The organism is Kitasatospora sp. NPDC057223 (assembly GCF_042669755.1).
Classification (GTDB): Bacteria; Actinomycetota; Actinomycetes; order Streptomycetales; family Streptomycetaceae; genus Kitasatospora.
The window spans coordinates 1-21031 of sequence record NZ_JBHUWW010000124.1 but is presented as its reverse complement, the minus strand read 5'-3'; the positions used below and the strand labels follow the sequence as shown (position 1 = coordinate 21031).

At 75.0% G+C, this 21031-nt stretch carries 10 protein-coding genes; 7 read left to right on the top strand and 3 right to left on the bottom strand.

Going from position 1 to position 21031, the window contains the following annotated elements; all coding sequences use genetic code 11:
• Positions 1-82 precede the first annotated feature (82 nt).
• A complete protein-coding gene (bioB, locus tag ACFUK0_RS31755; RefSeq protein ID WP_380255939.1) occupies positions 83-1312 on the bottom strand; it encodes a biotin synthase BioB in 1230 nt (409 codons plus the stop codon).
• 177 nt (positions 1313-1489) lie between these two features.
• On the opposite strand from bioB, the gene ACFUK0_RS31750 reads away from it, so the two are divergent.
• Positions 1490-2320, top strand: coding sequence for a hypothetical protein (locus ACFUK0_RS31750; protein WP_380255938.1), 831 nt, complete (start codon positions 1490-1492; stop codon positions 2318-2320).
• Positions 2321-2385: 65 nt separating this feature from the next.
• On the opposite strand, the gene ACFUK0_RS31745 is transcribed toward ACFUK0_RS31750, so the two are convergent.
• Positions 2386-4878, bottom strand: a complete 2493-nt coding sequence (locus ACFUK0_RS31745) for a DEAD/DEAH box helicase (RefSeq protein WP_380255947.1) — start codon at positions 4876-4878, stop codon at positions 2386-2388.
• A gap of 158 nt (positions 4879-5036) precedes the next feature.
• On the opposite strand from ACFUK0_RS31745, the gene ACFUK0_RS31740 reads away from it, so the two are divergent.
• A complete protein-coding gene (locus tag ACFUK0_RS31740) occupies positions 5037-6218 on the top strand; it encodes an 8-amino-7-oxononanoate synthase (RefSeq protein ID WP_380255937.1) in 1182 nt (393 codons plus the stop codon).
• A 1-nt stretch (position 6219) separates the two neighbouring features.
• Here the strand turns inward: ACFUK0_RS31740 and ligD are convergent, their stop codons facing one another.
• Entirely contained in the window at positions 6220-7230 is a 1011-nt protein-coding gene (ligD, locus tag ACFUK0_RS31735) for a non-homologous end-joining DNA ligase (protein ID WP_380255936.1), read from the bottom strand.
• 134 nt (positions 7231-7364) lie between these two features.
• Here ligD and ACFUK0_RS31730 point away from each other — a divergent pair, with 134 nt between their 5' ends.
• The 5 genes from ACFUK0_RS31730 to ACFUK0_RS31710 all read left to right on the top strand — a co-directional run bounded on the left by ACFUK0_RS31730 (position 7365) and on the right by ACFUK0_RS31710 (position 20996).
• Positions 7365-8426 carry an ATP-dependent DNA ligase gene (locus ACFUK0_RS31730; protein ID WP_380255935.1) on the top strand — a complete coding sequence of 354 codons (1062 nt, stop codon included), beginning with the start codon at positions 7365-7367 and terminating at the stop codon, positions 8424-8426.
• Between the two features lie 418 nt (positions 8427-8844).
• The gene (locus ACFUK0_RS31725; protein ID WP_380255934.1) at positions 8845-11976 is read left to right on the top strand and encodes an amino acid adenylation domain-containing protein; all 3132 of its coding nucleotides are present in this window, start codon (positions 8845-8847) and stop codon (positions 11974-11976) included.
• Positions 11977-12047: 71 nt separating this feature from the next.
• A complete protein-coding gene (locus ACFUK0_RS31720) occupies positions 12048-17564 on the top strand; it encodes an amino acid adenylation domain-containing protein (RefSeq protein ID WP_380255933.1) in 5517 nt (1838 codons plus the stop codon).
• The gene (locus ACFUK0_RS31715) at positions 17557-20784 is read left to right on the top strand and encodes an amino acid adenylation domain-containing protein (protein ID WP_380255932.1); all 3228 of its coding nucleotides are present in this window, start codon (positions 17557-17559) and stop codon (positions 20782-20784) included. Before ACFUK0_RS31720 ends, ACFUK0_RS31715 begins: the two co-directional genes overlap by 8 nt.
• On the top strand, positions 20781-20996 hold the full coding sequence (locus ACFUK0_RS31710; RefSeq protein WP_380255946.1) for an MbtH family protein: 216 nt from the start codon (positions 20781-20783) through the stop codon (positions 20994-20996). Before ACFUK0_RS31715 ends, ACFUK0_RS31710 begins: the two co-directional genes overlap by 4 nt.
• Positions 20997-21031 lie beyond the last annotated feature (35 nt).

Sequence of the window (21031 nt, the reverse complement as noted above, 5' to 3'; positions counted from 1 at the left end):
GGGTGCCAGACGTGCGCGCGGTCGAGGGCGAGCAGGGCGTGCGGGGACAGCTGTGCCACGGTGTTTCTTTCCTCGGGGACGGTCAGGCGTTCGGTGCCAGCTCGGTGCCGGCGCCGCGACGCCGCACCCGCACCAGGTCGCTGCGCACCTCGTCGGTGCCCGCGCCGTCGGTGGCCGCCGCGGCACCGACCGCGGCCGGCACCTCCTCGGCGCCGTGGCCGCCGCAGGGGCCGCAGCCGCCGCCCGAGCCGCACGCGTCGGCGGCCGGGCCGCAGCCGTGGCCGGCGGTGGCCGCCGCGGCGACGTCCGCCCGGTGCTGGGGCAGCGTCACCTGGCCGGCGCCCTCGACCTCGAAGCCGGCGTCCGCGATCATCTCCAGGTCGGCCTGGCCGGCCTGGCCCTCGCTGGTGAGGTAGTCGCCCAGGAAGATCGAGTTGGCGATGTGCAGGCCGAGCGGCTGCATGGAGCGCAGGTGCACCTCGCGCCCGCCGGCGATCCGGACCTCGACGTCGGGGCAGACGAACCGCACCATCGCCAGGATCCGCAGGCAGCGCTGCGGGCTGAGGTTCCACTCCTTGGCGAGCGGGGTGCCCTCGAACGGGATCAGGAAGTTGACCGGCACCGAGTCCGAGTCCAGCTCGCGCAGCGCGAAGACCACGTCGACCAGGTCCTCGTCGCTCTCGCCCATGCCGGCGATCAGGCCGGAGCAGGCGGAGAGGCCGGCGCCGTGCGCCTTGTTCACGGTGTCCACCCGGTCCGCGTACGTGTGGGTGGTGGTGATGTCCCCGTAGGTGCCCTCGGAGGTGTTCAGGTTGTGGTTGTAGGCGTCGGCGCCGGCCGCCTTGAGCCGCTCGGCCTGGTTGTCGGAGAGCAGGCCCAGGCAGGCGCAGACCTCGACGGCCTCGTTGGCGCCCTTGATCGCGGCGATGGTGTCCGCGACCCGGTCGATGTCGCGGTCCGTCGGGCCGCGCCCGCTGGCGACCAGGCAGACCCGCTTCGCGCCGCCCGCGAGCCCGGCGGCGGCCGCCTCGGCGGCCTGCTCGGGCTTGAGCCAGGTGTACTTGAGGATCTCGGCCTTGGAGCCGAGGCGCTGCGAACAGTACGAGCAGTCCTCCGGGCAGAGGCCGCTCTTCAGGTTCACCAGGTAGTTGAGCTTGACCCGGCGGCCGAACCACTGCCGGCGTACCCGCCCGGCGGCCGCGACGACGTCCAGCAGTTCGTCGTCGGTGGTGGCGAGAACGGCGAGGGCTTCCTCGCGACTCGGGAGTTCCCGGCGCAGGCCCTTGGCGGTGAGGGTGTCGAGCAGATCCATGCGCATGATCCTGCCCGTTCGCGGACCGCCCACGCCAGGGGTAACCCCGCAAAAAGATGCCCGAGAGGATGTGCGAGTTGTCACAGTGTCGGAGCGCACCGTAGTGATAGGGGCTCGCGGCGTGCCGGTGGCCACCCTCCGCCGGGCCCGTCCGGCGCACTGCTTAGAATCTGCGCCATGACCACGCAGGGGCACCGCGACCCCCAAACGCCAGGCCAGGCAGTAGACGGACGACCGGACCGGGCGCGCCCCGCGACCCGCAGCACCCCGGTCCGGGTCCTCGGGTGGTGTGTCGTCGTGGCGGTGGTCGCGGGAGTCGGATGGATCGTCAGCCGCCCGCAGCCCGGCGACTGGATACCCGGCCTCGGCCCGTCCAGTGCGGACGCCACCAAGACCCCGCCGGTCCTCGGCAACCCGGTGCCGCCGACCGTGACGGACCCGGAGGGCCTCACCGCCGACCGGTACTTCCCCGCCCAGCGCACCATCGAGGCGGACGGCTACCGGGGCAGGCGCCTCGGTGTCCGCCAGGGCCAGGACTGCGCCGAGGTGCTGCAGGACCGCGCCGTCGACCCGCTGCACGACAGCGGCTGCCAGGGATTCATCGCGGTCAGCTTCACCGGCGTCGACCAGCCCGTGTACAGCAGCATCACCGTACTGCGCTTCGCCGACGACGCCGCCGCCGAGAAGGCGGCGCAGGCGCTGCGCGTCGGCGAGGGAGCCCCCGGGGCCATCGCCTTCATCCTCCCGGACGCCTCCGCCGCGCCCGCCCCCGCCGGCGGCGCGAAGGCCGTCCGGCCGCCGCGGGTGGAGGCCGTCGGCCACTACCTGACCGTCACCGCCTCCCGCCTCGCGGACGCCCACACCACCGCCCCGGCCACCGCCTCGCCCGGCGCGACGGGCGGCGCCGCCGCCTCGCCCGCCGCCTCCCCCACGGTGTCCGAGAGCCAGCTGGACGCGGCGACCCGGGCCATCTCCTACGCGGCGGCCTCGCAGTTCATCTGGTCCTGACGGAAGAACGCCCCGGGGTTCCTGATGATGCGTCAGGAACCCCGGGGCGCAGCCGTTCCGCGGCCTCAGCCGTCCATCCGGTCGACCCGGGTGACGCGCAGCACCGCCCGGCCCTCCTCGTTGGAGCCGTGCAGGTCGACCTCGGCGCTGATGCCCCAGTCGTGGTCGCCCGCCGGGTCCTCGAAGATCTGCCGGACCTGCCAGGCGTCCTCCTCCTGCTCGATCAGCAGCATCTTGGGGCCGCGGGCGTCCGGACCGGTGGAGAGGTCGTCGTGCTCCTCCCAGTACGCGTCCATGGCGTCCGCCCAGCGGTCGGCGTCCCAGCCGTACTCGCCGTCCAGCTCGCCCAGCGCGTGGTAGTTCTCCAGCGCGGCCAGCTCCACCCGGCGGAACATCTCGTTGCGCACCAGCACCCGGAACGCCCGCTCGTTCGCGGTGACCGGCGCCGGCCGGTCGTCCAGGGTGACCTCGGGCGCCAACGGGTCGGTGGGGTTGGCCAGTTGCTCCCACTCGTCGAGCAGGCTGGAGTCGACCTGGCGGACCAGCTCGCCCAGCCAGGCGATCACGTCCTTGAGGTCGTCGGTCTTGATGTCCTCGGGGACGGTCTGCTCCAGCGCCTTGAACGCCCCGGCGAGGTAGCGCAGCACGATGCCCTCGGTGCGGGCCAGGTCGTAGTGGCCGACGTAGTCGGTGAAGGTCATCGCCCGCTCGTACAGGTCACGGACGACCGACTTGGGCTGCAGCGGGTGGTCGCCGATCCACGGGTGCGCCCGCCGGTAGACGTCGTACGCGTGGCTGAGCAGCTCCTCCAGCGGCTTCGGGTACGTGATCTCCTGGAGCCGCTCCATCCGCTCCTCGTACTCGACGCCGTCGCGCTTCATCTCGCCGATCGCCTCGCCGCGCGCCTTGTTCTGCTGCGAGGCGAGGATCTGCCGCGGGTCGTCGAGCGTCGCCTCCACCACCGAGACGACGTCCATCGCGTACGAGGGCGAGGTCGGGTCGAGCAGCTCGAAGGCGGCCAGCGAGAAGGTGGAGAGCGGCTGGTTGAGCGCGAAGTTCTCCTGGAGGTCGACGGTCAGGCGCACGATCCGCCCGTCCGCGTCCGGCTCCGGCAGCCGCTCGACCACGCCGCCGTCCAGCAGTGAGCGGTAGATCGCGATCGCGCTGCGGATGTGCCGGCGCTGCGCGGAGCGCTCCTCGTGGTTGTCGGTCAGCAGGTGGCGCATCGCCTCGAAGGCGTTGCCGGGGCGGCCGATCACCGAGAGCAGCATCGCGTGGGTGACCTTGAAGCGGGAGACCAGTTGCTCCGGGTCGGCGGCGATGAGCTTCTCGAAGCCCTCCTCCGTCCAGCTCACGAAGCCCTCGGGGGCCTTCTTGCGGACGACCTTGCGGCGCTTCTTCGGGTCGTCGCCGGCCTTGGAGAGCGCCTTGTCGTTCTCCACCACGTGCTCAGGTGCCTGCGCGGCGACCTGGCCGACGGTGTCGAACCCGGCCCGCCCGGCCCGGCCGGCGATCTGGTGGAACTCGCGCGCCCGCAGGGTGCGCACCCGGATGCCGTCGTACTTCGAGAGCGCGGTGAACAGCACGGTGCGGATCGGCACGTTGACGCCGACGCCGAGCGTGTCCGTCCCGCAGATGACCTTCAGCAGGCCGGCCTGGGCGAGGCGCTCCACCAGCCGGCGGTACTTGGGCAGCATGCCCGCGTGGTGCACGCCGATGCCGTGCCGGACGAACCGCGAGAGGTTGCGGCCGAACTTGGTGGTGAAGCGGAAGTTGCCGATCAGGGCGGCGATGGCGTCCTTCTCCGCCTTCGAGCACATGTTGATGCTCATCAGCGACTGCGCCCGCTCCACCGCCTCCTTCTGGGTGAAGTGCACGACGTACACCGGCGCCTGACCGGTCGTCAGCAGCTCCTCCAGGGTGTCGTGCATGGTGGTGCGGCGGTACTCGTAGAACAGCGGGACCGGCCGGGTCGCCGAGCGCACGACGGTCGTCGGGCGGCCGGTGCGGCGCTTCAGGTCCTCCTCGAAGCGGCGGACGTCGCCGAGGGTGGCCGACATCAGCAGGAACTGCGCGTGCGGCAGCTCCAGGATCGGGATCTGCCAGGCCCAGCCGCGGTCCGGCTCCGCGTAGAAGTGGAACTCGTCCATCACCACCTGGCCGACGTCGGCCTGCGCCCCGTCGCGCAGCGCGATGTTCGCCAGCACCTCGGCGGTGCAGCAGATGATCGGCGCGGTGGGGTTCACACTCGCGTCGCCGGTCATCATGCCGACCTGCTCGGTGCCGAACATCTTGCAGAGGTCGAAGAACTTCTCCGACACCAGCGCCTTGATCGGCGCGGTGTAGAACGTCCGCTTGCCCTCCGCCAGCGCGGCGAAGTGCGCGCCCGCCGCCACCAGGCTCTTCCCCGATCCCGTCGGCGTCGCCAGGATCACGTTGTTCCCCGAGACCAGCTCGATCAGCGCCTCCTCCTGGGCGGGGTACAGCGTGATGCCGCGCTCCTCCGCCCAGGCGGCGAAGGTCTCGTACAGCGCGTCGGGAGTGGCAGGGCTCGGCATCAGGTCAAGGAGGGTCACCCGGCTATCTTGCCTGTTCGCGCACACCCCGGGCAAAGCCCGCGGCGCCGGGGGCCGCCCGCCGCCGCTCCGGGCCCGCCCGCACGGTGTGCGCCGGAGCACATTGCCCGCTGCGCACCGGCCGTGCCAGAGTGCCGCGCATGGTCCACTTCAGCGCGCCCGAGCAGCAGACCCTCACCCCGGCCGCCGTCTTCGACTGGCTCGACGAGGCGGCCGGCCTGCGGGCCGCGGCCGGCCTGACCCGGACCCTGCGCAGCCGCCCCGCCGACGACCCGGTGCTCGACCTCGCGAGCAACGACTACCTGGGGCTGACCCGCCACCCCGCCGTCACCCGCGCCGCCGCCGACGCGGCGCTGCGCTGGGGCGCGGGCGCCACCGGCTCCCGGCTGGTCACCGGCACCACTGCGCTGCACACCGAGCTGGAGGACGAGCTCGCCGCGTTCTGCGGCGTCGAGGCGGCCCTGGTGTTCTCCTCCGGCTACACCGCGAACCTCGCCGCGCTGACCGCGCTCACCGACCCCGACACCCTGATCGTCTCGGACGCCTACAACCACGCCTCCCTGATCGACGGCTGCCGGCTGTCGCGCAGCGACGTCCTGCGCGCGCCGCACAGCGACCCGGCCACCGTCGCCGCCGCCCTCGCCGGGCGCGGCCACCGCCGGGCCCTGGTCGTCACCGACTCGGTCTTCTCCGTCGACGGCAACGCCGCCCGGCTGCCCGAGCTCTCCGCCGCCGCCCGCGCGCACGGCGCCGCCCTGCTGGTGGACGACGCCCACGGGCTCGGCGTCCTGGGCCCCGGCGGCGCGGGCGCGCTGGCCGCCGCCGGGCTCGCGGGGGAGCCGGACACCGTCGCCACCGTCACCCTCTCCAAGTCGCTCGGCTCGCAGGGCGGCGCCGTCCTGGGCCCGCGACGGGTCATCCGGCACCTCACCGAGACGGCCCGCACCTTCATCTTCGACACCGGCCTCGCCCCGGCCGCCGCCGGCGCCGCACTCGGCGCGCTGCGCCTGCTGCGCGCGGAGCCGCAGCGGGCCGAGCGGGCCCGCGAGGTCGCCCGGACGCTCGCCGCGCGGCTCACCGCGGCCGGGCTGGACGCCAGCACCCCCGACGCGGCCGTGGTCTCGGTCCGCGCCCCCGGCCCGGAGGCCGCCGTCGCCTGGGCGGCCGACTGCCGGACCGCCGGCCTGGCGGTCGGCTGCTTCCGCCCGCCGTCCGTGCCGGACGGTGTCTCCCGGCTGCGGCTGACCGCCCGCGGCGATCTGACGGACGCTCAGATCGCCGAGGCGGTAAGGATCATCGCCTCCACCGCGCCCAGGGGATGAGTCACTGCTTGCGGGCCCGGCTGGGCTGGACGCGGGTCGGCTCGCCCGCCGCCTTGGGGTGGTCGGGCGGGTAGGGCAGCTCGCCCATGCCCTCCTCCTGCGCCTGCCGCTCGTAGAGCTCCAGCAGCGGATCGAGCGCGAACGCCTGCCCGTCCATCCCCGCCTGAAGGTCGCCGACCTCGGCGAACCGGGCCGGTACCGTCCGCAGGTCGAAGTCCTCGGGCGAGGCGTCGTCCAGCTCCTCCCAGTGCAGCGGCGTCGAGGCGGTGGCCCCGGGCCGGGCACGCAGGGAGTAGGCGGAGGCGATCGTGCGGTCCCGGGCCATCTGGTTGTAGTCCACGAAGATCTTCTCGCCGCGCTCCTCCTTCCACCACGCCGTGGTGACCTGCCCGGGCATCCGCCGCTCCAGCTCCCGGCCGAGCGCGATCACGGCGTGCCGGCAGTCGGTGAACGTCCAGCGCGGCTCCACCGGCACGTACACGTGCAGGCCGCGCCCGCCCGAGGTCTTCGGCCAGCCCCGCATGCCGTGCTCGGCCAGCAGGGCGCGCAGCTCGTGCGCGGCCCGGACGGCGTCGTGGAAGTCGGTGCCCGGCTGCGGGTCCAGGTCGATCCGCAGCTCGTCCGGGTGCTCGGTGTCGGCGCGCCGCACCGGCCACGGGTGGAAGGTCAGGCAGCCGAGGTTCGCCGCCCAGAGCACGGCGGCGGGCTCGGTCGGGCAGATCTCGTCCGCCGAGCGGCCGCTCGGGAAGCTGATCCGCGCGGTCGGCAGCCACTCCGGCAGGCCCTTGGGCGCGCGTTTCTGGTAGAAGAACTCACCGTCCACGCCGTCCGGGAAGCGCTGCAGCGTGGTCGGCCGCTCGCGCAGCCCCCGCAGCACCCCCTCGGCCACCGCGAGGTAGTACTGCGCGACGTCCAGCTTGGTGTAGCCCCGCTCGGGGAAGTACACCTTGTCGGGATTCGACAGCCGGACGCTGCGCCCGGCGACATCCAGCTCCACAGCTTTTCCGGCCATGGCGTCCACGCTAGGCCGACGGGCCTGCGCGCGCGCCCGGAGCCCGCCGCGGCCCGGGCGCCCCTGCGGTCTCCCCGCGCCGTCCCCGTGCTCTCCCCGCGCGCTCCGGGCCGGGCGGCGGCACCATCGAAGGCATGGACCTGCCTGTGATGCCGCCGGTCGCGCCGATGCTCGCCAAGGCGGTGCCCGCGATCCCGCCGGGCATGCAGTACGAGGCCAAATGGGACGGCTTCCGCGCGATCGTCTTCCGGGACGGCGACGAGGTCGAACTCGGCAGCCGCACCGGCAAGCCGCTGACCAGGTACTTCCCCGAGCTGGTGGCGGCCCTGCGCAGTGAGCTGCCGCCGCGCTGCGTGGTCGACGGGGAGATCGTCATCGCCCGCGACGGCCGGCTGAGGTTCGAGGAGCTGCTGGAGCGGATCCACCCCGCCGCCTCCCGGGTCCGCACGCTCGCCGAGCGCACCCCGGCCTCCTTCGTCGCCTTCGACCTGCTGGCGCTCGGCACGCGGTCACTGCTGGAGGCCCCGCTGGAGATCCGCCGGCCGGCCCTGGTGGACGCGCTGGCGGGCGCGGCCGACCCGGTCTTCACCGCCCCGGCCACCACCGACCCCGAGCTGGCCGGCACCTGGTTCTCCCGGTTCGAGGGCGCCGGGCTGGACGGCGTGGTCGCCAAGCCGCTGGACCAGCCGTACCGGCCGGGGGAGCGGACGATGTTCAAGGTCAAGCACGGCCGGACGGCCGACTGCGTGGTGGCCGGCTACCGCGAGCACAAGAGCGGCCCGGTGGTCGGCTCGCTGCTGCTCGGCCTGTACGACGCCGACGGGCGGCTCCAGCACGTCGGCGTCTGCGCGGCGTTCCCGATGGCCCGCCGCCGCGAACTCGTCGAGGAGCTGGCGCCGCTGCGCCTGGACGGCCTGGCCGGGCACCCCTGGGCGGCCTGGGCCGAGGAGGAGGCGCAGGCCTCCGGCCGGCTCCCCGGCGCGCAGAGCCGCTGGACGGGCGGCAAGGACCTCTCCTGGGTGGCGCTGCGCCCGGAGCGGGTCTGCGAGGTCGGGTACGACCACATGGAGGGCACCCGGTTCCGGCACACCGCGCAGTTCAAGCGCTGGCGCCCGGACCGCACTCCGGAGAGCTGCACGTACGCCCAGCTGGAGGAGCCGGTCTCGTACGACCTGGCGCAGGTGCTGGGCGCGTAATGGCCCGGGCAAGAACGTCCAAACTTCAAGGATGACCATCGGCGGGCCGTGAGTTCGGGAGCGATCGGCATGGCCGTCCGCCCCGGGGTGACGAATGGTCATTGTCGCTGTACAGCAATGTGAATGGGGTGTCACCGAGCGTTCACGAACACTCCTTGACGGCTCATATGGTCTATGCCAATCTCTCGGAAGGTCTGGACCAGAGGTCTTCCGTGGGGAGGGCGCCGGAGCCGCCGGGTGTGCCACGCGTATGCCCGGGAGGGCGGCTCCGCCGGACCGTCACGGCCGGCGACCGGCCCCCGCTGCGGGGCCCGGCCCCGCGCCCTGCCGCCCGTCCCACCACCACAGCCCGGCTGCCGGCGTACGTCGCCGTCCGGGCGTGTGCTCCCGCACCGTCGACCGTCGAAGTGAGCCGTTGATGCCCGCGCACATCCCCGCACCCCCTCCCGCACAGACCACCGGCCACCCGCACCCCGAGCACGCCGCGACCCCGGCCCAGCAGGGGGTCTGGCTGACCGAGCGGCTGGGCCTCGCCCGCGAGGCCTACCACCTGCCGGTCCGGATCTCCTTCGACCGGATCGACGCCGATGCCCTGGCCGCCGCCGTGCGGTACGTGACCGGCCGTCACCCGGCACTGGGGCTGGCCATGGCGGAGCACCCGGACGGGGTCCGGCCGGTGACGGCCGGGCGGCCACCGGCGCTGGCCACCGTCGACGCCGTCGCGGACGGCCCGGCGGACTTCCAGAAGCGGGTGGAGGAGGACGCGGCCCGTCCGTTCCGCCTCGACCTCGGCCCGCTCGCCCGCTTCACCCTGTACCACCGGCCCGACGGCCGGGCCGAGCTGCTCACGGTGGCCCACCACGCGGTGTTCGACGGCGTCTCCAAGGAGATCCTGGTCCGCGACCTGGCCGCCGGCTACCGCGCCGCCCTGCGCGGCGAGGCCCCCGCCCCGGCCGGCGCACCCGTGGCCGCCCCGGCCGGCGAACCCGACCCCGCCACCGTCGCCCGGGCCGCGCAGTGGTTCGGCCCGCGCTGGGCCGCCGCCGCCGAGCCCGTCCTGCCGGGCGCCACCCGTACCACCACGGACGCCGGACCGGGCGACGTCGTCGACTGGCAGCTCGACGCGGCCGGCCGCACGGCCCTGGCCGGGGCGGCCGCCGGGGCCGGCGTCACCGTCTTCGAGTTCCTGCTCGCCGCCCTGCACGCCCTGCTGCTGCGCTACGGCGGCGCCGGCGCCGCGGTGTCCGTCCCGCTGTCCACCCGCACGCCCGAACTCGACAGCGAGATAGGCCTGTTCGTCAACGAGCTGCCCGTCCACGCCCCTGCCGGACTCCCGCCGGCGACCGCCTTCGCCGACTACGCCCGCGCCGTCCGGGCCGAGCTGCGCGGCGGCTATCCCTTCCGCGGCGTCCCGTTCGGCGCGGCCGTCTCCGGACTGACCCCCCGCGTCGGCCTGACCGCCGTCTCGCTCGGCTACCGCCGGCGCGGTCCGGACCCGGTCTTCGACGGCGCCGGCGCCCGGACCGACTGGGCGGTCTTCAACCGGACCGCCCGCAACACCCTCAACCTCCAGGTCGTCGACGGACCGGACGGCACCCGCTTCGGCCTCCAGTACGACCCCGGGGCACTGGCGCCCGACGCCGCCCGGCGGATCGCCCGCCACTACGCCACGCTGCTGGGCGGGGCCGTCGCCGAGCCCGCGACCGCGGTCGCCGCCCTGCCGCTGCTCGACCAGCAGGAGTACCGCGCCGTCACCGACGGCCCGAACGCCACCGCGAGCGCCTACCCCGCCGACCGCACCGTGCTGGACCTGGTCCGCGAACGGGCCCTGCTGGCACCGGACGCCGTCGCCGTCAGCGCGGGCGAGGAGCAGCTCACCTACCGGGAGCTGACCGCCCGCGCCGACCACCTTGCCGCCACCCTGCGGGCCGCCGGTACCGGGCCGGGCGACCTGGTCGGCCTCCACCTCGACCGCACCGCCGCGCTGCCCGTCGCGCTGCTCGCCGTGCTCGCCGCCGGCGCCGCCTACCTGCCGCTCGACCCCGGCTACCCGCAGGAGCGCCTCGCCCACGTCCTCGCCGACTCCGGCGCGGCCCTGCTGCTCGCCGACCGCGAGCCCTCGCCGGAACTCGCCGCCGTGGCGCCGGCGGTGCTCCGGCTCGACCAGGCCGCCGCGCTCCCGGCGCCGTCCGCCGCGCCGGCCGGCCCGGGCCCCGGCGACCTCGCCTACGTGCTCTACACCTCCGGCTCCACCGGCCGCCCCAAGGGCGTCGCCGTCGGCCACCGGGCCCTGGTCAACCTGCTCACCTCCTTCGCCGCCCGGCTGGGCTCCGGCCCGCAGGACGTCTGGCTCGGCCTCACCTCGCTCTCCTTCGACATCTCCGCCCTGGAGCTCTACCTGCCGCTGATCACCGGCGGCCGCCTGGTGCTCGCCCCCGACGGTCTGGCGGTGGACGGCGCCGGCCTGCTGCGCCTGATCCGCCGCGAGGGCGTCACCCACGTCCAGGCCACGCCGTCCGGCTGGCGGGTGCTGCTCGGCGCCGAGCCGGGGGAGACCGGCCTGGTCGCGCTCGCCGGCGGCGAGGCGCTGCCGCTGCCGCTCGCCCGCGAACTGCGCGCGGCCGTCGCCCGGCTGCTCAACGTGTACGGCCCGACCGAGACCACCATCTGGTCCACCTGCGCCGAGATCCCGCGCAGCCCCTCGGCCGTCGGCATCGGCCGCCCGATCGCCAACACCCGGGCGTACGTGGTGGACGAGCAGCTGCGGCCCACCCCGCTCGGGGTGCCCGGGGAGCTGCTGCTCGGCGGCGACGGCGTCGCCCGGGGCTACCTCGGCCGGCCCGGCCTGACCGCCGAGCGCTTCGTCCCCGACCCGTTCGGCCCGCCCGGCTCGCGGCTCTACCGCACCGGCGACCTGGCCGCCTGGACCCCGGACGGCGAGCTGGACTTCCTCGGCCGGATCGACAACCAGGTCAAGATCCGCGGCCACCGGATCGAACTCGGCGAGATCGAGGCCCGGCTGCTGGAGCACCCGGCCGTCGCCGAGGCCGCCGTCGCCGTGCACGAGGACGCCGCCGGCGAGCCCTACCTCGCCGGCTACCTGACGGTCGCCGCCGGCGTCGCCGAGCCCGCCGCCGCCGAGCTGCGCGAGCACCTGCTGCGCACCCTGCCCGGGGCGATGGCGCCGCAGCGCTTCGTCCGGCTGGAGCGGCTGCCGCTGACGCCGAACGGCAAGCTCGACCGCCGGGCGCTGCCCGTCCCGCCCCGCGAGGCGCCCGCCCCGGCCGGGCCGCCGGCCACCGGCCCGGACGCCACGGACGCGGCGGCGGACCCGGTGACGGAGGCGGTCCGGCAGATCTGGGCCGAGGTCCTGGACCTGCCGGACATCGGTCCGGACGACGACCTGTTCGACCTCGGCGGCCACTCGCTGACGATCATCCAGATCAGTGCCCGGATCCGGCAGGCCCTCGCGGTCGAACTGGACTTCGACCTCTTCTTCGACACGCCGACCGTCGCGGGCATCGCCCGTGCCGTCCAGGACCGGATCTGACCGGAGCGCGAACCGCGCCCGCCGTCCGCCTCCCGCCCCTCGCTTCCCCAGCGCGCTCGAACAGGACACCGATGAGTGATACCCAGGACCTCCCCGCGGACTGGTCCGCCACCAAGCGGGCGCTGCTCGCCCAGCGACTCAGAGGTGCGGCCGCCCCCGCCCGGACGGTCGAGCGGCGCCCGGCCGGAGCGGCCCCGCCGCTGTCCAGCGGGCAGGAGCGGCTCTGGTTCATGGAGCAGTTCGCCCCCGGCAGCGCCGCGTACGCGCTCGCCCCGTCCCGCCGGCTGCGCGGGCCGCTCGACCGGCCGGCCCTCGACGCCGCGCTGACCGACCTGGTGGCCCGCCACGAGAGCCTGCGGATGGCCTTCCCGGCGACCGAGGACGGCATCGCCGGAGTGAGCGTCGCGGAGCCGGCGCCGTTCCCGGCCCGCTACGTCGACGTCTCCACGGCGGAGGACGGCGCCGAGCCGGACGCGGAGCGCCGGGCCGCGGCCGTCATCCAGAGCGCCGTCGCCGAGCCGTTCGACCTCGCCACCGGGCCGCTGCTGCGCGCGCTGCTGGTCCGGATCGGCCCGGACGACCACGTGCTCGCGCTCGTGATGCACCACATCGCCTGCGACGGCTGGTCGGTCGACATCCTGAACCGCGAACTCTCCGTCCTGTACGACCACCACCTCGGCGGCGGGCGGGGCGCCGCGCTGCCCGAGCCGGAGGCGCAGTTCGGCGACTACTCCCGCTGGCAGCGCTCCCGGCTGGAGGGCGGCGCGCTGGCCGGCTCCCGCGCCTACTGGCGCGGCGAACTCGACGCCGTCCCCGCGCTGGAGCTGCCCGCCGACCGGCCGCGCCCGCCCGTCCTGACCTTCGAGGGGGCCGCCCTGGGATTTCGCTGGAGCGGCGAACTCGCCGACCGGATAGGCGAGTTGTCCCGCGCCTACGGCGCGTCCCGGTACATGGTGGTGATGGCCGCGTTCCAGGTGCTGCTGGGGCGGCACAGCGGGCAGCAGGACTTCGCCGTCGGCTCCCCGGTGGCCGGCCGCCTGCACCGCGAACTCGAAGGCGTGGTCGGCCCGTTCGTCAACATGCTGCCGATCCGGGCCCGGCTCTCCGGTGACCTCACCTTCGGCCGGCTGGTCAGCAAGGTCCGGGAGAGCACCCTCGACGCCTACGCGCACCAGGAGGTGCCGTTCGAGCAGATGGTCACCGACCTCGCCGTCGAGCGGGACGTCAGCCGCGCCGCCGTCTTCCAGAGCACCTTCGCCTACCAGAACTACGGCGAGCGCACCGCCGCGCCCTCCGGCACGCTCGGCTTCGAGGGCTTCACGTACGAGGCCGCCACCACCCACTACGACCTCGCGCTCTACCTGACCGAGCTGGAGCAGGGCCTGCAGGGCGTCCTCACCTACCGCACCGACCTGTTCGACGCCGCCACCGTCCAACGCCTCGCCGAGCGCTTCGAGATCCTCGTCACCGCCGCCGTCGCCGACCCGGACGTCGCGATCGCCGACCTCCCGATCCTCACCCCCGATGAGCGGTCCGCCGTCCTCGGCAGCTGGGCCACCGGCCCCGCCCTGCCCACCGACGGGCCCAGCACCCTCACCGCGCTGCTCGCCGAGACGGCCGCCCGCACCCCCGCCGCGCCCGCCCTGGTCTTCGCCGACCGCACCCTCACCCACGGTGAACTCGACGCCGCCGCCAACAGGCTGGCGCGCCGCCTGCGCGACCTCGGAGTGCGGCCGGACAGCCGGGTCGCGGTCTGCCTCGAACAGTCGCCCGAACTCGCCGTCGCCCTGGTCGCCGTGCTCAAGGCCGGCGGCGGCTACCTGCCGCTCGACCCGGAGGCGCCGCCCGCCCGGCTCGGCCACCTGGTCGCCGACTCCGGCGCCGCCGTGCTCATCACCGACACCGGACTCGGCGGCCGTTTCACGGAGTTCGCCGGCCCGCGGATCCTGACCGACACCGAACCGGCCGACGGCGACGACACCCCGCTGCCCGAGACCTCGGGCCCGGACGACCTCGCGTACGTCATCTACACCTCCGGCTCCACCGGCACCCCCAAGGGCGTCGCCGTCCAGCACCGGCAGATCCTCAACTACCTGGCCGGGGTGGGGGAGCGGCTGCGGATCGAGCCCGGCGCGAGCTACGGCCTGCTGCAGTCGCTCTCCTTCGACTTCAGCATCACCATGCTCTACCTGGCCCTCTCCACCGGCGGCCGGGTGCACCTGCTGCCCCGCCGGATCGCCGGCGTCGAGCTCGCCGAACACCTCGAACAGGACGGCATCGACTACCTGAAGATGACCCCGTCCCACCTCGCCGCACTCACCGCCGACGTCCCAGTCGAACGGCTGCTCCCGCGCCGGGCCCTGGTGCTCGGCGGCGAGGCCAGCGCGGCCGGCTGGGCCGCCGAACTCGCCGGGTACGGCCGCTGCGCCGTGTTCAACCACTACGGCCCGACCGAGGCCACCGTCGGCGTCACCGTCCACGAGGTGCTGCCCGAAGGGGCCGGCGCCGGCAACACCCCGATCGGCCGCCCGCTGGCCGGCGCCCGCTGCTACGTCCTGGACGAGAACCTGCGGCCCGTCCCGCCCGGCGTCACCGGCGAGCTGTACCTCGGCGGCGACCGGCTCGCACGCGGCTACCTCGGCCGCCCCGGGCTGACCGGCGAGCGCTTCCTGCCCGACCCGTACGCCGGGCCCGGCGCCAGGATGTACCGCACCGGCGACCTCGCGCGCTGGCGCGCACGGGGGCCCGCCGGGCCGGAGGCCGCGGGAGGCAGCCTCGACTACCTCGGCCGCGGCGACCACCAGATCAAGGTGCGCGGCTACCGCGTCGAGCCCGGCGAGATCGAGGCCGCCCTGACCGCGCTGCCGGGCATCACCCAGGCCGTGGTGCTGGCCCGGGGCGAGGGCCTGCGGCAGAACCTCGTCGCCTACCTGGAGCACCCGGGGGAGGGGGCCGCACCGGCCGGCGCCGACCTGCGCGCGGCCCTGCTCGACCTGCTGCCGGACTACATGATCCCGGCCCGCTTCGTGGTCCTCGACCGCCTGCCGCTGCTGGCCCACGGCAAGGTGGACCGCGCGGCCCTGCCCGAGCCCGAGGAGGCCGCCTCCTCCTCCGCCTGGGAGGCACCGGACGGCGAGGTCGAGGAGTTCGTCGCCGCCATGTGGGCCGACCTGCTCGACGTACCCCGGATCGGCGCCCTGGACGACTTCTTCGAACTCGGCGGGCACTCCCTGCTGGCCACCCAGGTGGTCGCCCGGATGCGCCGGGCCCACCCCGGACTCGCCACCCCCATCGGGGTGATGGACCTCTTCAAGCACTCCACCGTCCGCGCGCTCGCCGCCCTGGTCACCGCCCCCGAGACCGACCGCGGCCCGCGCAGCCTGCTGCACCGGCTCACCCCGCAGCGCCGCACCACCGCCAGCATCGTCTGCGCCCCCTACGGCGGCGGCAGCGCGCTGATCTACAAGCCGCTCGCCGACGCGCTGCCGGCCGAGTGGGCGCTGCACTCCATCGCCGTGCCGGGCCACGAGCTGGGCGAGGAGCCGATGCCGATCGAGGAGGTCGCCGAGCACTGCGCCGAGGAGATCCTCGACGGCATCGAGGGAAAGATCGTGCTGTACGGGCACTGCGGCCTCGGCGTCATGCTGACCGTCGAGATCGCCCGCCGGCTGGAGGAGGCGGGCCGCGAGGTCGAGGCCGTCCACCTCGGCGGCATCTTCCCGTTCGCCCGCCCGGCGGGCCGCGGCTCGGCCGTCGCCGAGCGGTTCGCGGAGATCGCCGACCGGCTGCGCAGCGACCAGGACATGATCAACGCCCTCGCGGCGGCCGGCCTCGACGTCGAGGAGACCGACCCCGAGCAGCTGCGCCTGATCGTCAGCAACCGCCGGGTCGGCACCAAGGAGGCCGAGCGGTACTTCACCCGGGTCTTCGCGAGCGAGGGCGGCGGTCTGCGCGCGCCGGTGATCTCGGTCGTCGGCGACCGCGACCCGGCCACCGAGTTCTACCAGGAGCGGTTCCGCGAGTGGCACCGCCTCACCGGCACCGCCGCCGTGGTCGTGCTCGACGAGGCCGGGCACTTCTACCTCAAGTACCGGGCCGAGGAGCTGGCCACCGTCCTCACCGAGGTGCACCGCTCGATCGCCGACGGCGCCGAGGACCGCCACCACCGCACCGACGAGGCGACCTGGTGGCTGGAGGACGTCTCCCGCTCCGACGACGCGCCACCGGACACCCCCGGCGTCGTCCGGCCGAGCATGCGGCGCTTCCTGACCGTCGCCTTCGGCCAGCAGCTGTCGATGATCGGCTCGGCGCTCACCGAGTTCGCCCTGCCGCTCTGGATCTACCTGCAGACCGGCTCGCTGGCCCAGTTCGGCCTGCTCGCCGCCTGCGGCCTCGTCCCCGGCATCCTGGCCGCGCCGCTGGCCGGCGCCATGGTCGACCGCGGCGACCGCCGCCGGATCATGATGGGCGGCGACATCGCGGCCGGGCTGACCCAGGCCGTCATGCTCGTCCTCTTCCTGGCCGGCGCGCTGGAGGTCTGGCACGCGTACGTGCTGATCGGCGTGCTCTCCACCGCGCTCACCTTCCAACGCCTCGCCTGGGGCTCGGCGGTGCCGCAGCTGGTGCCCAAGCGCTTCCTGGGCCGCGCCAACGGCGTCGTCCAGATGGCCTTCGGCTTCGCGCAGTTCCTGGTGCCGGTGTTCGCGGTCGGCCTGCTCGCCGGGATCGGCCTCGGCGGCATCCTCACCATCGACGTGGTCAGCTACAGCATCGCGTTCGCCGTCACCCTGGCCGTGCGCTTCCCGCAGGCGATGGCCTGGACGAGGCGCGAGTCGGTCGGCGCGGAGATCAGGGCCGGGTTCCGGCGCTCGCTCGGCAGCCCGCACTTCCGCGCGATGCTGCTGTTCTTCGCCGTGCTGAACATCTTCCTCTCCCCGCTGTTCCTGCTCACCGGCCCGCTGGTGCTGTCCTTCGGCTCGCTGGGCGACACCGGCTGGGTGGCCACCGCCGCCGGCGTCGGCGCCGTCCTCGGCGGGCTCACCCTGCTGCTGTGGGGCGGGCCCCGGCAGCAGCGGCTGCGCGGCATGCTGCTGGCCACCCTCGGCCTGGCCGCCGCCTGCCTGGTCACCGGCCTGCGTCCGTCGATCCCCGTGGTCGCGCTCGGCGCCTTCGGGATGGCCTTCGGCCTCGGCCTGGTCAACGGCGTCTACGCGACGATCATCCAGACCAAGGTGCCGCTGCGCTTCCACGGCAGGGTGATCGCGGTCAACACCATGGTCGCCTGGTCGACCCTGCCGATCGGCTTCGCCGTGGTCGCCCCGCTCGGGCCGCAGCTGCTCCAGCCCCTGATGGACGACGGCGGCGCGCTGGCGGGCACGGTCGGCAGCCTGATCGGCACCGGCGACGGGCGCGGGATCGGCCTGCTGTACCTGGTGTTCGGCCTCGCCATGGCCGCACTCGCGCTGGTCAGCCTGCGCATCCCCGTCCTGGCCCGGTTCGACCGGGAAGTCCCGGACGCCCAGTCCGACGACCTGGTCGGCCTGGAGACCCTGCAAGCCCGTGCGACCACCGAGGTGCCCCGTGCCTGACGCCCCCGAGCCCGACCCCCGCGTCCGCAGCCACCCGCTGACGGCCGACCAGCGCCGGCTCTGGTTCCTCGGCCAACTGCACCCGGAAGACGCCGGGTTCAACATGTACCTGGTGCGCCGCTGGACCGGCCCGCTGGACCTGCCCGCCCTGCGCGCCGCCCTCACCCGGCTGGTGGCCCGGCACGAGATCCTGCGCACCCGCTTCGCGCTGGCCGGCGAGGAGCCCGTCCAACTCGTCGACCCGGCAGGCCCGGTGGCCATCGACTCGGAGCAGCTGCCCACCGTGGCCGGTGAGACGCCGGAGCAGCTGGAGGCCCGGTTCACCGAGGCCGTCGCGCCCCACGTGAACGCGCCGTTCGACCTGGCGGGGCGCCCGCCGCTGCGAGCGGTCGTGCTGCACGCCGACGAGCAGGACCACGCCGTCTGCATCACCCTGCACCACATCATCTCGGACGGCTGGTCCGCCCGGACGATGTGGCGCGAACTGCTCGCCCTCTACCGGGACGAACTCGGCGAGGCCCCGGCCGGCCTGCCCGAACCCACCCTCCAGTACGGCGACTACGCCCGCGCCGAACAGGCCAGGACGACGGCCGCCGGCGCCGCCGAGGAGGCCTTCCGGCACTGGTACGACCGGCTGGCCGGCACCGCCCCGCTGCGGCTGCCCGCCGACCACCCCCGGCCCGCCGCCCCCGCCCACCCGGCCGGATTCGTCGACCTCGTCCTCGACGCGGAGCTCACCGCGGGCCTCGACCGGCTCGCCAGGGAGCAGCGCTGCACCCCGTTCATGGTGCTGCTCGCCGTCTACCAGACCGTGCTGGCCCGCTGGACGGGCCAGGACGACTTCACCGTCGGCACCCCGCTCGCCGGGCGCAACGAGGTCGCCCACGAGGCGCTGCTCGGCTACTTCACCCGTACCGCCGTGATCCGCGCCGACCTCACCGGCGAGCCGGACTTCCGGACGGTGCTGCGCCGGGTCAGGTCCGCCACCATGGCGGCGCTCGGCCACCAGGACGTGCCGGTCGAGCGGCTCGCCAACGCCCTGGACCTGCCCAACCTGCCGGGTGTCCCGCCGCTCTACCAGACGCTGTTCGTCCTGCAGAGCCAGCACGAACTGGCGGGCACCGGCGCCGACCCGGTACCGGCAGGCGTGCGCACCGGCGACCTGGACTCCGGGTTCCGGCAGGCCAAGGCCGATGTCATGCTGGACAGTTGGCGCAGCGGCGACGGCCTCACGCTGTCCTTCTGCTTCGACCTGGAGGTCTTCGAGCGCCCCACCGTCGAGGCGCTGGCCCGCCGTTGCCGCACCCTGCTCACCCGGGTCGTCGAGGACCCGGAGCTGCCCGTCCACGGTGACTGGCTGCTCGGCCCCGACGAGCGGGCCGCCCTGCTCGCCCAGGGGGCCGGGCCCGCGCTCACGGCCGCCGCCCGCCCGGTGCTGGAGCGCTTCGCCGAGCAGGTCGCCGCCCGGCCCGGCGCCGACGCGCTGGAGTACGACGGCGAGATCCTGTCGTACGCCGAACTCGACCGCCGCTCCACCCTGCTGGCGCAGCTCATCGGGCCGCAGGCGGGGCGCGCGGTGGCCGTCCGGATCGAGCCGTCGTTCGCCCTGGTGACGGCGTTGCTCGCGATCTGGAAGGCGGGCGGCGGCTACCTCCCGCTGGACGGCGCCCACCCCGCCGAGCGGCAGCGCCTGATGGCGGCCGAGGCCGGCGCGGGCCTGCTGCTGACCGCCGGGGACACCCCCGACCTCGGCCTGCCCGTCCTCGCACTGCCCGCCGACTGGGCCGCCGCCGGCCGGGCCGCACCGGCCGGCGCCCCGCTGCCCGGCAGCGACCCGGCCGGCGCCGCGTACATCCTCTACACCTCCGGCTCCACCGGCACCCCCAAGGGCGTCCTGGTCGAACACGGCGCGCTCGCCGAGCGCGTCGACTGGATGGCCGGCGACGGCTACGCGCTCGGGCCGGGCGACCGGATCGTCCAGTTCGCCTCCACCGGCTTCGACACCCACGCCGAGGAGATCTGGCCCGCGCTCGCCGCCGGCGCCTGCTGCGTCCTGCTGCCCGGCGGCGGCCGGATGCTGCCCGACCTGCTGCGCTCGCCGCGCGGCGCCGCCGTCACCGTCCTCGACCTGCCGACCGCCTACTGGCAGGAGCTGGTCGCGCTCGGCGCCGACGCGCCGTGGCCGGCCGCGCTGCGCCTGGTGATCCTCGGCGGCTCCGAGGCCGGCGCGGCGGCGGTCGCCGCCTGGCGGGAGCGGCACGGCGACCGGGTGCGGCTGGTGAACACCTACGGCCCGACCGAGGCCACCGTCATCGTCACCAGCGCCGGGCTCGGCGCGGCGGACGCGCTGCGCCGCCCCTCGCTGGGCCGTCCGCTGCCCGGCGTGCGCTGCTACGTGCTGGACGCCCGGCGCGGGCTGCTGCCGGCCGGCTCCGAGGGCGAACTCTTCCTCGGCGGAGCCGGGTTGGCCCGGGGCTACGTCGGCCGTCCGGAGCTGACCGCCGCCCACTTCCTGCCCGACCCGTTCGCGGGCCCGGCGGCCGGGCCGGACGCCAGGATGTACCGCACCGGCGACCGGGTGCGCTGGCGCGCCGACGGCGGGCTGGACTTCCTCGGCCGCGCCGACGACCAGGTCAAGATCCGCGGCTACCGGATCGAACCGGCCGAGATCGAGACCGCGCTGGCCGCCCACCCGGCGGTGGCCCGGGCGGCCGTGGTGGTCCGCGAGGGCCGCCGGCTGACCGGCTACGCGGTGCCCCGGCAGGGCGCGGCGCCGTCCCCGGCGGCCCTGCGCGAGCACCTGGCCGCCAGGCTGCCCGCGTTCATGGTCCCGGACGCGCTGGTCGTCGTGCCCGCGCTGCCGCTCACCGCCAACGGCAAGCTCGACCTGGCGGCGCTGCCGGACCCGGACCCCGGCATCGGCAACGAGTACCTTGCGCCGCGCACGGACGCCGAACTGCTGGTCGCCGAACTCTGGCAGGAGGTGCTGGGGGTGCCGAAGGTCGGCGCACTCGACGACTTCTTCGAACTCGGCGGCGACTCACTGCTGGTGACCAGGGTCGCCGCCCGGATCCGGTCCACCGTCGGTCTGGACGTCCCGATCCGGGACGTCTTCGAGAGCCCCACCCCGGCGGCGCTGGCCGCCCGGATCGAGGCGCTGCTGATCGCCGAGATCGACGCGCTCTCCGACGCCGAGGCCGCCGGCCACCTGTCCGGCTGACCGCTGTACCTTCGCACCCACCCCGACGCCCCCCAGGAGGCACCGTGTTCACCGTCGTCGTCAACGACGAGGAGCAGTACTCGATCTGGCCCGCAGGCCGGGACGTCCCCGACGGCTGGCGGCCGGAGGGCACCGGCGGCACCCGCGAGGAGTGCCTGGCCCGGATCGACGAGGTCTGGAGCGACCTGCGCCCGCTGAGCGCCCGCCGCTGAAGCCGTCCGCACCCCGCAGGGGGCCGGCCCGGGAG